This window comes from Amycolatopsis plumensis (assembly GCF_042652605.1).
Lineage (GTDB): Bacteria > Actinomycetota > Actinomycetes > Mycobacteriales > Pseudonocardiaceae > Amycolatopsis > Amycolatopsis plumensis.
Genome location: NZ_JBHSJY010000001.1, coordinates 9469735 through 9483085, shown reverse-complemented (window position 1 = coordinate 9483085; position 13351 = coordinate 9469735). Strand labels below are relative to the sequence as shown.

General features: G+C 70.5%; 13 protein-coding genes. 2 read left to right on the top strand and 11 right to left on the bottom strand.

The genetic code is table 11. The features are described from left to right. Positions 1-366 precede the first annotated feature (366 nt). The 4 genes from ACFPLC_RS45770 to ACFPLC_RS45755 form a co-directional block, all read right to left on the bottom strand. Positions 367-1818 carry a glycoside hydrolase family 43 protein gene (locus tag ACFPLC_RS45770; protein WP_378201639.1) on the bottom strand — a complete coding sequence of 484 codons (1452 nt, stop codon included), beginning with the start codon at positions 1816-1818 and terminating at the stop codon, positions 367-369. Positions 1819-1870: 52 nt separating this feature from the next. Beyond that, positions 1871-3640, bottom strand: coding sequence for a DUF1996 domain-containing protein (locus ACFPLC_RS45765; protein ID WP_378201642.1), 1770 nt, complete (start codon positions 3638-3640; stop codon positions 1871-1873). A gap of 265 nt (positions 3641-3905) precedes the next feature. Next, positions 3906-4634 (bottom strand): cupin domain-containing protein, encoded by a 729-nt coding sequence (locus ACFPLC_RS45760; protein WP_378201645.1) that lies wholly within the window; start codon positions 4632-4634, stop codon positions 3906-3908. A gap of 16 nt (positions 4635-4650) precedes the next feature. Further along, complete coding sequence (locus ACFPLC_RS45755) at positions 4651-5208, bottom strand: TetR/AcrR family transcriptional regulator (protein ID WP_378201648.1); 558 nt, start codon at positions 5206-5208, stop codon at positions 4651-4653. Between the two features lie 99 nt (positions 5209-5307). Here ACFPLC_RS45755 and ACFPLC_RS45750 point away from each other — a divergent pair, with 99 nt between their 5' ends. Both ACFPLC_RS45750 and ACFPLC_RS45745 read left to right on the top strand, forming a co-directional pair. Continuing rightward, complete coding sequence (locus tag ACFPLC_RS45750; protein ID WP_378201651.1) at positions 5308-5676, top strand: DoxX family protein; 369 nt, start codon at positions 5308-5310, stop codon at positions 5674-5676. A gap of 14 nt (positions 5677-5690) precedes the next feature. Continuing rightward, a complete protein-coding gene (locus ACFPLC_RS45745; RefSeq protein ID WP_191314661.1) occupies positions 5691-6563 on the top strand; it encodes an RNA polymerase sigma-70 factor in 873 nt (290 codons plus the stop codon). Positions 6564-6621: 58 nt separating this feature from the next. Here the strand turns inward: ACFPLC_RS45745 and ACFPLC_RS45740 are convergent, their stop codons facing one another. From ACFPLC_RS45740 to ACFPLC_RS45710, 7 genes are all read right to left on the bottom strand, one after another. Continuing rightward, positions 6622-7437 (bottom strand): hypothetical protein, encoded by an 816-nt coding sequence (locus ACFPLC_RS45740; protein ID WP_378201654.1) that lies wholly within the window; start codon positions 7435-7437, stop codon positions 6622-6624. Next, positions 7434-8063, bottom strand: a complete 630-nt coding sequence (locus ACFPLC_RS45735) for a hypothetical protein (RefSeq protein WP_191314659.1) — start codon at positions 8061-8063, stop codon at positions 7434-7436. Before ACFPLC_RS45735 ends, ACFPLC_RS45740 begins: the two co-directional genes overlap by 4 nt. 21 nt (positions 8064-8084) lie before the next feature. After that, positions 8085-9185 (bottom strand): hypothetical protein, encoded by a 1101-nt coding sequence (locus ACFPLC_RS45730; RefSeq protein WP_378201657.1) that lies wholly within the window; start codon positions 9183-9185, stop codon positions 8085-8087. Positions 9186-9347: 162 nt separating this feature from the next. Continuing rightward, complete coding sequence (locus ACFPLC_RS45725) at positions 9348-9902, bottom strand: GTP-binding protein (RefSeq protein ID WP_103348102.1); 555 nt, start codon at positions 9900-9902, stop codon at positions 9348-9350. A gap of 16 nt (positions 9903-9918) precedes the next feature. Further along, on the bottom strand, positions 9919-10290 hold the full coding sequence (locus tag ACFPLC_RS45720) for a DUF742 domain-containing protein (protein ID WP_191314658.1): 372 nt from the start codon (positions 10288-10290) through the stop codon (positions 9919-9921). Beyond that, complete coding sequence (locus ACFPLC_RS45715; RefSeq protein ID WP_013228184.1) at positions 10287-10712, bottom strand: roadblock/LC7 domain-containing protein; 426 nt, start codon at positions 10710-10712, stop codon at positions 10287-10289. The genes ACFPLC_RS45720 and ACFPLC_RS45715 overlap by 4 nt, the downstream gene beginning before the upstream one ends. A 53-nt stretch (positions 10713-10765) precedes the next feature. After that, complete coding sequence (locus ACFPLC_RS45710) at positions 10766-13153, bottom strand: sensor histidine kinase (RefSeq protein WP_378201662.1); 2388 nt, start codon at positions 13151-13153, stop codon at positions 10766-10768. Between the last annotated feature and the right edge of the window lie 198 nt (positions 13154-13351).

Genomic DNA, 13351 nt, shown 5'->3' with positions numbered 1-13351 from the left:
GTTCACCAGGGTGCAGGCATGGTGGCGGCCTGCTTGCTGCATCACACAGTAGGCGTCGCCGGGTGACCTGGCAGGCCTGGAGCAGGCTGTGCTGTCATGGCGGCTGAAGGGACCCCAGGGCGCGAGACCGATCGCCTTCGGCCGTGGCGGGTACGCGACCAAGTCGCCGCGGACCGTTGCGCTGATCGTCGCTTGCCTGCTCGCCCGGCGGCCGGGATGTGCGCAAGATCGGCGTCACCCGGCTGCGCCACCGACGGCAACGATGCTCTTCCGGCTGCTGCTGACACCTACGACAGGCTTCGTCGAGCACGCGGGCGCCGTACTCCTCGCTGGGCCTGGGCTCATCGCGAAAGCAATGAAAACTGCTCAACTCGATAAGTTCTGCCGATGCTCGCCGCGGTAGCGGAACTCGCGCAGGGTGACCATTCCGGCGAGGGCTTCGACGCCGATCATGCGACCGGTGAACCCGGCGGCGACCTCGGTGGAGAGGTAGCGGCCGTCGAACGCGCCGAGGACCCGGTCTTCCTCGCCGAGCACCGACAGCTCGAGGAGGTCCGGCTCGTCGGCTTCCTGCAGCGGGCCGGACGGATCCGGCCGGAGCGCCCGGATCCGCAGCGACACGACCGGCCCCGCCGCCACTTCGGTGACGGCCTGCACGACCGGGCCGATCGCCAGCGTGGCCGTCACCTTGGCGCCGTCGGCGATCAGGCCGTACCAGTGGCGGTCGTCGAGGCGGACGACGAACGCGGCCGTGCCGCGGGATGCGTCGAGGTGAGCCACCGCCGTCCAGTACTCGTCGAGGGCGCGGGTCAGCAGGGGGCGTCCCGTCGTGAGGACCAGCTCGCCCGGGCGGACCCGGCGGGTGAAGGTCTCGGGCCCGGCGCCCGGGGCCACCCAGCGCGGGTGCGGCTCGGCAAAGTCGTCCGTGAAGCCGTTGTCCGACGGCGGGACCGGGTACCGGTCTTCGGCCACGACCGGCCAGCCGTCGACCCAGTCCACCCCGGCCAGGAAGGTTTCGCGGCCGTTGACGTGGAACTGCGGGGTCTTCCCGCGCGGCCGGACCCCCAGGTACACCATCGCCCAGCTGCCGTCGGGGCACTCGACCAGATCGGCGTGCCCGGTGTTCTGCACCGGGTGGGTGCTGCTGCGGTGGGTCAGGATCGGGTTCGCGGGCGCCGGTTCGTACGGGCCCTCCAGCGCGCGGGCGCGCGCGACGGTGACGGCGTGGCCGCGTTCGGTGCCGCCTTCGGCGAGCAGGAGGTACCACCAGCCGTCGACGCGGTAGAGGTGCGGGCCTTCCGGCGCGGCCATGCCCGTGCCGTTCCACAGCAGCCGTGGCTCGCCGAGCATCGCACCCGTTTCGGGGTCGATCGGGACGCTCGCGATGCCCGGCAGGTCCGGCCGGAAGGACGCCCACGTGAGGTGGCAGACGCCGGCGTCGTCCCAGCAGAGGTCGGGGTCGATGCCGTCGGTGCCGGGCACGTGCACCGGGTCGGACCACGGGCCGGCCGGGTCCGCCGCCGTCACGATCAGGTGGCCGCGGCCTTCGAGGACGTTCGTGGTGACGAGGTGGAACCGGCCGTCGTGGTGCCGCAGCGTCGGCGCGAAGATGCCGGTGTTCGCGGCGCCTTCGCTCGGCGGCAGCTGGCCGGGCCGGGTCAGCGCGTGGCCGATGAGCTCCCACGAGACGAGGTCGGTGCTGCGCCGGATCGGGACACCCGGCACGTACTCGAAGCTGGAGTTCGCCAGGTAGTACGTGTCGCCGACCCGGCAAATCGACGGGTCGGGGTGGAAGCCCGGCACGATCGGGACCGTCATCGTGTCTCCTCACGGGTGCCCGCCGCCGTCCGCGGCGGGCACCCCGCGGGGGTCAGGCGGTGCAGGTCTTGTTGCGGTTAATGCAGTTGACGACCTGGTTCATGATGCTCTGGGACATCACGTTCGCGAAGTCGTCGTGGTCGGACAGGGGATTGTGCTTTTCGGACGGAAACGAGTCCACTTTGTACTGCTTCTTGACCTGGATGTCGTGCGGGATGTCGTAGACCAGCGTGGTCCGCAGCTGCGGCACCGCCGTGAACCCGGCGGCGCAGCGGCCGTTCTTGTCCGGGAACACGATGTGGGTGCGGTGGTTGGCGCTGTCGGTGTTCTTGCCGTCCCAGCAGCTCGGGAAGTCGTGGATCCGCTCCACCTTGCTGCCTTCGGGGCAGATCGGGTACTTGTCGGTCAGCCGGTTCTCGAAGCCGGTGCAGGTCCACGCGGCCCGGGTGTTCTTGGTGCCGTTGATCGACGGCTTGGCGTCACCGGACAGCGCGCGCAGGAACTTCGGCATCGCGACGACCTTGCCGGCCGCGCTGCCGCGGAAGGTGATGCCAACCTTGGCCGGGCGCTGGATCTGGCCGTCGTTGTCCGGCAGCTCGTTGTTGGCGTCCGGGCCGGGCAGCGGCGGTGTCGCCGTCGCACCGCCGTTGTTCCCGTTGTTGCCGCCCTGGCCGAGGCTGCAGGGGGCGAGGGCGTCGAGGCCCTGAGGTTTGGCGGCGGTGCGCCCGATGGCGATGGCCATCCGGTCGATGGTGGCGACGCGCTTGTCCTTGAGCGGGCCGAGAATGGCGTTCTGGACGAAGTTGGGGCCGCCTTGGCCCTGGGTGCTGACCAGCCGCTGGTTCGCTTCCTGGAGCTGCGTGTTCAGCAGCTGGAGGTTGCGGTCCACCTCGGCCTTGGCCGACGCCGGGACGGCGGGCAGTTTGCTCGCGACGTCCGGGCAGGTGATCTGCTGGGCCGCGCCGCCGGGGGCGCCGCCGCCGTTGCTCGCGGGGTTGCCGCCGGTGCCGGCCTGTTCCTTGAGCGTGCAGGGTGCGAGGGCGTCGAGGCCCTGGGGTTTGGCGGCGGTGCGGCCGATCGCGATGGCCATCCGGTCGATGGTGGCCACGCGCTTGTCCTTGAGCGGGCCGAGGATGGCGTTCTGGACGAAGTTCGGGCCGCCCTGGCCGCGCGTGCTGATCAGCCGCTTGTTGGCCTCGTCGAGCTGGGTGTCGAGCAGGTCGAGGTTGCGGTTGACCTCGGCCATCGCCGAGTCGGGGACGTCCGGGAGCCGGCTGGCGACGTCCGGGCAGGTGATCACCGGGGAGGCACCGGCCTGGGCCGCCTGGTCGCGGTCGCCGTCCGGGGACTTCGCGGGCGGGTTCTTCTCTTCGTCACCGGTGTCGATGCGGACGACCGGCCAGAAGTAGGCGGATTTGTCGCCGTTTTTGCAGGTGGTTCCGGCGGCTTCGAGACTCTTGTTGTTCGAGTCCGCGTTCGACGAGAGGTTGCCGACGTAGTCGTGCAGGTGCTGGGCACCGTTGCGGACGCCGGGCTGCGCGACGAAGTTGTCCGGGTTGAAGTGCTGGTTTTCGTTGCGGCCGCAGTCGACGGTGAAGGTGCCGGTGGACGCGCCGCGCGAGTTCGCGGGCTCGAAGTTGTTCGGCTTCACCTTCAGGATGTCGATGTAGAGCGCCGGGTCGGCTTCGTCGGCGCTGGCCTGGTCGGACGCGCCGAAGGTGGTCGCCGCCGTGATGCCGCCGGCGGCCACGGCCAGTGCCATGACGCCGGTGGCGATCTTGGTTCGTCGGGAGATGCGGTGCTTTCCCGCGGTTCCGGGCATGCAGGGACTCCATGGGGTTCAAAGGGAAGAGATTCCACTGGCCCGACACCAGTGGAGCGGTTCTCTGTTAGCGATAACAATGTCCACCTCGTGAAGAGTCGACGGATTCTTTCCGGGAGACTCAACGGGGGGCGGGCACGGCGTAATCGTGACCCGTGCGCGTCCCGTTGTCCAGTGCTTTGTCGCGTGAGGAAAGAGTTCGGAAATGTGGTGAACCGCCGTGAACCCGCAGCCGTGTACCCCGGTGAAGCGTGGAGTGCGGGCCTCAGCTGTCCAGCATGGTCAGGGTGGGCGTCTCGCCTGGTCCGACGGGGAAGTAGGCGAGGAACGTGACGCCGTCGCCTTCGGGGTCGAACCGGGCGATGCGCGCCGATTCGGGCTCGTGGAAGACGTCGCCCGGCGTGAGCACGGTTTCGGGTTCCCCTTCGATCTGGTAAACGGCCGAGCCTGTTTCGATGCTGCCGAACACCGGTCCGTTGTGGACGTGCGGGCCGAGGTGTTCGCCCGGCGCGATGGTGATCCGGCGGATTTCGACGTGATCGATCACGCGGGGCGCCGCGAGCTGCTGGTCGACCAGCAGCGTGCGGGTGAAGGCCGGAACGGCGGCGGGCTCGCCTTCGCCGGCCGGGTCGCCCAGTTCGGTCGGGGTGCCGTCGGCGGGGAGCTCCTCGATCGCCAGGTGGGTCATCGGCGTCGTGTCGGTGGCGCCGTGCCAGTGCCACTCACCGGCGGCGACGCGGACCGTGTCGCCCGGCCGGATCAGCTGGGCCGGGCCGCCGCGGCGCTGGACGTACCCGGTGCCTTCGGTGACGACGAGGACCTGGCCGAGCGGGTGCCGGTGCCAGCGGGTGCGGGCGCCGGGGGCGAACTGGACGCGGTCGACCCGGGTGCGGGACGGCCCTTCGGGGACGGCGAGCGAGGTGATCCAGGCGCTGCCGGTGACGGCCTCGGCGGGGGCGGCGGTGCTGGTGGCCGGAACGCGGCGGACGTGCATGACGGGTCTCCTCGGATCAGTGGGCGGCGAGCAATGCGAGCACGCCGGAAACGGCCTGGTCGAACGGCTCGGGGGAGCCGGCGGCGCGGGCGAGCACATATCCGCCCTGCAGGACGGCGACGATCGTGGCGGCCAGCGCCGCGGTGTCCAGGGAGGCGGACAGCTCGCCCGCTTCCCGGCCTTCGTCGAGGACTTCGGCCAGCCGGGCGCGCACGCGGGTCAGCGTCTCGTCGACCGGGGCGCGCAGCTGGGGGTCGGCGATGACGTCGGGGTCCTGGGTGAGCCGGCCGATCGGGCAGCCCCTGAGCACTTCGCGCTCGCGCCGCAGGTACGCGCTGATGCGCTCGACGGCGGTGCCGGGCGTGCGCAGCTGCTCGTCGGCGGCGGCCAGCAGTTCTTCCGCGCTGCGCCGCACGGCGGCCAGCGCGAGATCCTTCTTGCCGGCGAAGTGGTGGTACATGCTGCCCTGGCCGGCGCCCGCGCGCTGCTGGATGGCCTTGGGGCTGGTGCCGACGTAGCCGCGTTCCCACAGCAGCTCGCGGGCGCTCTCGACGAGTTCGTCCCGGGTTCCCATGGGCCCTGACTGTACATACTAGTAGGTACAGAATCAACGTTGTCACACGTTTCCGCCGGGCGGTGTCTTGAGGCCGGACACGCTCGAGAGGAGAACGTCGTGGACTTGGCCCTGTGGATCGCGGCCGGCCTGCTGGCCGTCGTGGCGCTGACCGGAGGGGTCAGCAAGGTGTTGGTGCGCAGGGAGAAACTGGCGGCCGCGCCGGGCGGGGAGTGGACCGCCGACGCCGCTCCCGGCTTCGTCAAGGGCCTCGGCGCGCTGGAACTGCTCGCCGCGCTCGGCCTCGTCCTGCCCGCGGTGACCGGCATCGCGCCGGTGCTGGTGCCGGTGACCGCCGCCTGCTGGGTACTGCTGATGGTGGGTGCGATGATCACCCACGTCCGCCACGGCAGTGCCGGGTTCGCCGTGCTGAACCTGGCCTACCTGGCCGTGGCGGCGTTCGTGGCCTGGGGCCGGTTTCCGGCATGAGGGGAGGAGACGGGATGACCGAGGCGTTCGTCGCCCACCGGAACCTGTTGTTCACGGTGGCCTACGAGATGCTCGGCTCGGCGGCCGACGCGGAGGACGTCCTCCAGGAGACATGGCTGCGCTGGGCCGAGGTCGACCTCTCGGAGGTGCGTGACGAGCGCGCGTACCTGGTCCGGATCACGACCCGGCTTTCGCTCAACCGGCTGCGCACGATGCAGCGCCGCAAGGAGGCGTACGTCGGGCCGTGGCTGCCGGAGCCGCTGCTGACGACGCCGGACGTGGCCGAGGACGTCGAGCTCGCCGAAAGCGTGTCGATGGCGTTGATGCTGGTCCTGGAGACGCTTTCGCCGACCGAACGCGCGGTGTTCGTGCTGCGTGAGGTGTTCGACGTCGGCTACGCCGAGATCGCGGAGGCGGTGGGGAAGACCCCGGCGGCGGTCCGCCAGATCGCTCACCGCGCCCGGCAGCACGTGGACGCGCGACGTCCGCGCGAGGTGGTTTCGGCCCAGGAGACCCGGGCGGTGCTGGAGTCGTTCCAGCGGGCGCTGGAGGGCCGCGACCTGCAGGGGTTGCTGGACCTGCTGGCGCCGGACGTGGTGCTGCTGAGCGACGGCGGCGGCGTGAAGCAGGCGGCTCTGCGCCCGGTGTCGGGAGCGGACAAGGTGGGCCGCTTCATCGTGGGCGGAATCGGCAAGACGGAGATCGAAGTGACCGGCGTACCGATGACCGTGAACGGCAACCCGGGCCTGGCCCTGCATGTGGACGGCGCGTTCGACGGCGTCATGGCGGTCCGCGTCGAAGGCGGCCGGATCAGCGGGCTGTACTTCGTCCGGAACCCGGAGAAGCTGACGCGGGTGGCGTCGGAGACGCCGTTGACCCTGCGCTGAGGGATCCACTGAGCACGGGAGCCGGCGGCGTGCTTCCCCGCACACCGCCGGTTCCGCTTCACCCCAGCCGCTTGTCCCAGTCCTCGAACGCGTTCACCAGGTCGTCCGGCGCCCCGGTGTCCCGCAGGCGGCGGACTTCCGCCTCGATGTAGGACCGGTACAACGGCACCAGCCCCGCCGCCAGCTCCGGCTCCGCCTCGGCCGGGTCCAGCGGGTGACCCGCGCGCACCTGCCGCGCCAGCCGGACCAGTGACGCGGCCGGGGCGTTGGCCGCGCTCAAGTACCACTCGATCGCTTCGTCGTTGTTCGCCGCGCGGCCCGTCGGCGTCGTTCCCGAGTAGCGGAACCGGACCGGGAACAACACCGCCTTCGTGAACCAGACCTTGTCCACCAGCAGCCGCTTCGGCGTGCGGAACTCGGCCGTCACCTCGTCGGTGGCCAGGACCGCGATCGCGAAGCGTGCGCTTTCCAGCACCAGCTCCGCCGCCGAAGGGCGGGCGACCTCCGTGCGGACGTCGTCACCCAGCAGCACCCGGCCGTCTTCGGCCAGCTGCAGGCGGTCCAGCGCCGGGAAGCGGCCGTCGTCGCGGCCTTCGCGCAACGCCGGCAAGGACGCCCAGAACACCGAAAGCTTGCGGTGCACCGGGCTTCGCTCCTGCAGCTCCTTCGTCGTGTTCTCGACCAGCGAGCCGCTGTCGCTCTCGGTGAACACCAGGGCCAGGTCGATGTCGCTCGCCGCCGCGGAGTAACCGCCGTAGGCCAAACTGCCCAGCAGGTAGGCGCCGATCAGGCGCTCTCCCAACGCTTCCCGGTACGCGCCGGCGGCCTCGAGAGCGATTTCCCGGGCGGTGTCGGCCGGTTCGGTGGTCGTCACGCCGCTACCGTATCGCGGCGAGCGCACTCCGCGATGCGGTCGGACACCACGCCGATCACCTGCCACGCCCGGTCCAGCACGGTGATCGCCGCTTCCGGCGTCCAGTCGGTGCGCCGCCGCAGCACTTCGTAACCCATCTCGAGGTGCTCGACGTCCGCTTCGTCGTGCAGCTCGAAGTATTCGTCGTCGGGGAACGCCTTCGTGCCCGCCTGGCTGAACACCAGGCTGCCGGCCTCGAGGGCCAGGTGGGCCAGGACCGCGCGCTGCACGCCGGGCAGGATCGCGAACTGGTCGACGAACCAGGACGCGCCCATCTCGATCACCGGGTCCCAGACGAGCTCGCGGTCGTCGGCGCGGCTGCGGGCCAGGATCTTGTCGTGCCCGACCTCTTCGGCCTGGTGCTCGCACGCGAGCGCGCGCAGCTCCGGGTCGCTCTCGAAGGTCACCCGGGCGCTGATCATCCGCTGGAACGCGTTCGACCACGGCTGGAGGTAGGTGAGCACCGCCTTCTTCGTCTCGGCCGGCGTGCTCTCGTCGGTCAGCAGCCGGATCAGGTCCGACCCCTCGTACTCCCGCTGCCGCTGCTCGTTGTGGCGGGCCACGCGCTCGACGTCCTGCTCGGTCACGATCTGCTCCTCAAGGTCGGTCTATCCGAGGTCGACGGGCGAAAGGGGGGAGGGCGGCGGCCGGTCGAAGACCGGGAAGCGGAAGTAGGTGGTCACGTCGCCGGCCCGGCCCGCCGCGCGGAAGCTCACCAGTTCCAGCACCCCCCGGCTGCCGCTCAGCGGCCCGGGCGCCAGCGCGGCGGCGAGCGCGCGGAACCGCCCGGGGTCCACGCCCTGGTCGTGCAGCAACGCGGCCGTGCGCTCCACGGCTTCGCGGTCGTCGGGCACCAGGGCGGGCAGCCGCAGGTAAGTGGTGGACTCCGCGGCGCGGTCCACACCGGACCGGAAGGCCAGGCAGCTCAACGCCGCCTCCCCGGCGCCGTCGCGGTCGCCGGCCAGCGTCCGGTAAGCGCTTTGCGCGCGGCGGGAGTCGTGGTGCAGGGCCGCCGAGGCGACCCGCTCGACTTCGGCGAGGCCCGCGTCGTGGTTGCGGTAGTAGATTTTGACCCGGGCCTGGGCGTCGTCGTTCAGGTCGACCGCGAAGAACTCGATCTCGCGGTCGCCTTCGACAGTTTCGACACGGCGGCGCGTGTCGGCCCAGGCTTCGCCGAGACCGAGCTGGGCCATGGCTTCGGCCACCGCGGCCTCGCGTTGCGCATGGGGCCACGAGTACAGGCCGAAGTACGTCTTGTGCACCACTCCGGACGGTGGCCGCCAGGCGATCGAATGCCACAGCGGGGCCGGCGACGGGCGGCCCGCGCGCGGGGTGAACGTCTCGCGCACGTGGTCGAGGCGCCGGGTCCGGAAAACGCTGTCACCAGGCCAAACCACCTCGTGGCCGAGGCTGTCGAACAGCACGCGCAGCTCCGGCCGGTCGCCGGCCCAGTTGACCGACATCTCGGCCGGGAACCCGTCGTCCGCCACATAGGACGGCTGGACGGGGGCCGGGCCGATCCGCTCGTGCGCCCACGGCGGCAGCAGCGACCGCAACATCCGGGTGGTCCGGACGGACTGCTCCACCGGAACCTCGAGCGCTTCGCACGCGGTGGACCACAACCCGCACAAGAAGTCGCCGAAGAGACGACCCTGCGCCGGATAGTTTTCCCTTATATATTCAGGAAACTCCGGCGCGCGACTCGTCACGACCGGATGCTATCAGTTGGATGCTTGCTCAACTAAAAGGCTGCACCCGGGTGGTCCAGTCAATTGCGCCATGTGGGTACGCCGGTGCCCGCCGCGGCCACGGAGGGCCACAACGGACACCGGCGTTGTCCTGTCAGGACAAGACCGGACAACGCGCAGGTCTCAGACCCGCGCGGGCACCACGGTCATCGCGTGCTTGACGAGCCGGATCAGCGCGAGCTTGCTGGAGTCACGGTCGCGTGCGTCACACATGACGATCGGCACACGGTCCGGGACCACCAGCGCTTCGCGGATCTCGTCGGCGGTGTAGCGGGGTGCGTTGTCGAAGCAGTTCACCGCGACGACGAACGGGATCTTCCGGCGCTCGAAGAAGTCGATCGCGGCGAAGCTGGTCTCCAGCCGCCGGGTGTCGACCAGCACGACCGTCCCGATCGCCCCGCGGGCCAGGTCGTCCCACATGAACCAGAAGCGCGCCTGGCCCGGCGTCCCGAACAGGTACAGCACGTGCCGCGGCGAGATGGTGATCCGGCCGAAGTCCAGCGCGACCGTCGTGGTCGTCTTCCGCTCGACGCCGGACAGGTCGTCGACGCCGGCGCTCGCCTCGGTGAGCACCTCTTCGGTGGTCAGCGGGGGGATCTCGCTGACCGAACCGACCATCGTGGTCTTCCCCGCGCCGAAACCGCCCGCGACGATGATCTTGACCGGCGTGGGGACCATGTCCGCCCCCGTGCCGTCAGTACTTGATGAGGCCATCGAGAACCGCCTGGAGTGTTTCGAGGTCCGGCGACTGCGCCGGGTTATGGGTGGGCGACCGCGTGATGACGAGGCCGCGTTCGATCAGGTCGCCGACGAGCACCCGCACGACCCCGAGCGGGATCTTGACGTAGACGGCGATCTCGGCGACGGACACCGGGTGGCGGCACAGCTGCACGATCGCCACGTGCTCCGGGCCCAGCCCGGCCGGTTCCTGCTCCGACCGCAGGGTCATCACCTGCGTGGACAGGTCCAGCCGCGCGGCGCCGGCCGGGGTCCGCCCGCTGGTGATCGTGTACGGCCGGACCAGCGGCCCGGCGGCTTCGTCGTACCAGCCGTCTTCGGCACTCATGTGGCCTCCCGCAGCACCGACGCCGCTTCTCGCGGCGCGGACGCCATGTAGTCACCGACGCGCTTGACGAGCCGGCTCATCTCGTAGGCGATCATTTCGACGTCGACGTTGTCTGCCGCCAGCACGGCGAGGCAGGCACCCTGACCGGCCGCGGAGACGAACAGGTAACCGCGTTCCATCTCGATCATGTTCTGCAGCACCGGACCGCGGTTGAACTGCTTGCTCACCCCCTTGGCCAGGCTCTGCAGGCTGGAGGCGATGGCCGAAAGCTGGTCCGAGTCGTCCTTGCTCATCCCGGCCGACTTGCCGATCAGCAGCCCGTCGGCGGACAGCACGATGGCGTTCTGCGCGCCGACCACGCGGTTCACCATGTCGTCGAGCAGCCAGTTGAGATCGGGTTTGGGGCTCCCGTACTCGTTCATTCGACTTCAGACCCTGACTTTCCTTTGTGGACTTTCCGGTGTGTGGTCGGGGATTACGCGTCGTCCGGTCCGCCGCGCCCGCGGCGGGTGCCCTTGTGGAACGCCGCGAGCGTGCGCGCGGTGCCTTCGCCCGGGGCCACGACCTCGTCCTGGCTGTCGTCGGGTTCGTTCTCGAGCTGGGCGACGAGGTTCTGCTGCGGCTCCCGCCGGGGCAGCCGGGGCCGGTTGTCGGTCGGCTGCACGTCCGTTGCCGGGGTGATGGCCGCCGGCTCCGGCGCCGCCGCCGGCACGGAGGGGAGGGCGTCGGGCGGGGTGAGGGCGCGTGCCGGGTACGGCCTCGGTTTGGTCTCTCGCTTCATCGGGATCTGACCGCTGAACGAGCTGGGTGTGTCCATCGTGCGGAGCTGGCTTTCTTCCGCCTGCGGCGCCGGCGCGCCCACCGGAGCGAGGACCGCGGTGTCCTCCGCGGGGGTGGACCCGGGGCCGCCGTCCTCGCCGGCCAGGTGCTGGGTGGGGATCAGGACGGTGGCGCGCAGGCCGCCGTAGCGGGACGGGTCGAAGGTGACGGTGATGCCGAGCCGGGCCGCCAGCCGCGCGACCACGAACAGGCCGAGGCTGGAGTCCGCGCGCAGCGCCATCGCGTCGAACTCGGGAGCTTCGGCCATCATCGCGTTCGCCCACTCGCGGACGCCGTCCTTCATGCCGAGCCCCTGGTCCGACACGTCGACGACGACACCGCGCGCGACCATCCGGCTGGTCACCTCGACCGGCGAGCCGGGCGGCGAGAACGACGTCGCGTTGTCGACCAGCTCGGCGACGAGGTGGATCGTGTCGGCCACCGCGGCGCCGACGATCGAGACGTCGGGCACCTGCTCGACCTGGACCCGCGCGTACTGCTCGGTCTCCGAGACCGCGGCGCGCAGGACCTCCATCAGCGGCACCGGCTTGCGCCAGCGGCGGCCGGGCTGCTTGCCGCCGAGGATGATCAGGTTCTCGGTGGTGCGGCGGGCGCGGGCGGCGAGGTGGTCGAGCTGGAACAGCGACGCCAGCTGCGTCGAATCCTCTTCGCGGGCTTCCATCTCGTCGAGGATCTGCAGCTGCTGGTGGACGAGGACCTGGTTGCGGTGCGCGATGCCGAGGAACACGTTGTGCACGCCGCTGCGGGCCTTGGCCTCGCTCGCCGCGGCGTTGACCGCGGTCAGCTGGGCGACGTTGAACGCCTCGGCCACCTGCCCGATCTCGTCGCGGCCGTGGTCGAGCCGGGGGAGCTCGTCCTTCAGGTCGACCGGTTCGCCGCTCTTCAGCCGCTCCACGATGTCCGGCAGCCGGTTGCGGGCGAGGTCGAGGGAGTCGTTGCGCAGCCGCGCGAGGCGCGTCATCAGGGCGCGGTCGACGAGCGAGCGGGACACCCGCACCGCCACGATGATCGCCGCCAGCGAGGCGAGCAGGGCGACGATGGAGCCGATGATGACGTTGCGCAGCTGGGCGTCACCGGCGTCGATCGCGGCGGCCGAAACCTTGTCGGCCTGGGTGATCGCCAGGTCGTTCAGGCCCTGGGCGACCTGGGTCGTCGCGTGCTCCCAGTCCGTTTCGGACACCGGCACGGACTTCTGCTCGCCCGTCGACCACGGGCCGTGCTTGACGAGCGCCTCCTCGGCCGTCGCCAGCTGCCGCCACGCCGTCCCGGTGGCCAGCGCCTGGTACTTCTGGCGGACGCTCGGGTCGAGGAACGGCTCGATCTGCGCCAGCTGCGTCCGGTAGAGACCGGACAGCCGCGCGAACTGGGCGAAGTCGTCGGGGGCGAAGGTCCCGGCGGAGAAGGCGGTCGAGACCAGCGACGTCTCGCGCGACATCATGTCACCCGCGCGGAACACCGACGTCGCCGTGATGCCGCCGGTCGCGGCCTCGGCGTCGGGGACGATCCGGGCCTGGGTGTCGAAGAGGTTGGACGCGGTGTCCATCACGCCGTTGTAGTAGGCGTTGACCTGGGCGCGATCGATGCTGCGGAAGCTGATCTGCGAGCGCAGCACCGGCAGCTGGTCGAACTGCGACTTCAGCGCGTTCACCTTGGACGCGATCTCGTCCGGCGCGTTGGAGATGGTCGCGGCGAACGCGTCCTTCAGCTCGGAAAGCTTGGCGTCGGTGGCCTTCTGCTGCTGCTGGAGCCGGGCCGGGCCGAGCGCCGGGTCGTCGAGGTACTGCAGCGCGGTCTGGCGTTCCTTCTGGAACTCGGCCAGCGCGGTGGCGGCGGGGATCGAGACCTCGCGCACGGAGGCGGCGACGAGGCGGACGTAAACGCCATTGAAGAGGAAGTAGGACGAGACCGCGATCCACAGCACCAGCAGCGTCACGCTGGGAATGAGAACGGTCCTGGTCAGCCTTTTGCGGATCGACTTGTCGTACGGCTTGTCCGACTCGTCCCTGGGGTCTTTGTTCAGCACGGCGGTTCACGAACTCCTGAGTGACGGTCGGCGAGGAAAGGGGACCCGGACGAGGAAGCGGACACGACGATGGGACACAGCGGCCGCCGTCACCCGTCTTCGCCTCACCCTCCGTGTTGCCGCGGAATCGATCAGGGTCCGTTTTTTACCACGAACCCCTGACACCCGGTCGGTGCGACCCGGCTTCCGGACACTCGT

Coding starts and splice junctions, on each gene's coding strand:
- ACFPLC_RS45715 (WP_013228184.1), bottom strand. CDS start 10,712: ATGAACGAGTACGGGAGCCCCAAACCCGATCTCAACTGGCTGCTCGAC.
- ACFPLC_RS45725 (WP_103348102.1), bottom strand. CDS start 9,902: ATGGTCCCCACGCCGGTCAAGATCATCGTCGCGGGCGGTTTCGGCGCG.
- ACFPLC_RS45765 (WP_378201642.1), bottom strand. CDS start 3,640: ATGCCCGGAACCGCGGGAAAGCACCGCATCTCCCGACGAACCAAGATC.
- ACFPLC_RS45755 (WP_378201648.1), bottom strand. CDS start 5,208: ATGGGAACCCGGGACGAACTCGTCGAGAGCGCCCGCGAGCTGCTGTGG.
- ACFPLC_RS45745 (WP_191314661.1), top strand. CDS start 5,691: ATGACCGAGGCGTTCGTCGCCCACCGGAACCTGTTGTTCACGGTGGCC.
- ACFPLC_RS45760 (WP_378201645.1), bottom strand. CDS start 4,634: ATGCACGTCCGCCGCGTTCCGGCCACCAGCACCGCCGCCCCCGCCGAG.
- ACFPLC_RS45720 (WP_191314658.1), bottom strand. CDS start 10,290: ATGAGTGCCGAAGACGGCTGGTACGACGAAGCCGCCGGGCCGCTGGTC.
- ACFPLC_RS45770 (WP_378201639.1), bottom strand. CDS start 1,818: ATGACGGTCCCGATCGTGCCGGGCTTCCACCCCGACCCGTCGATTTGC.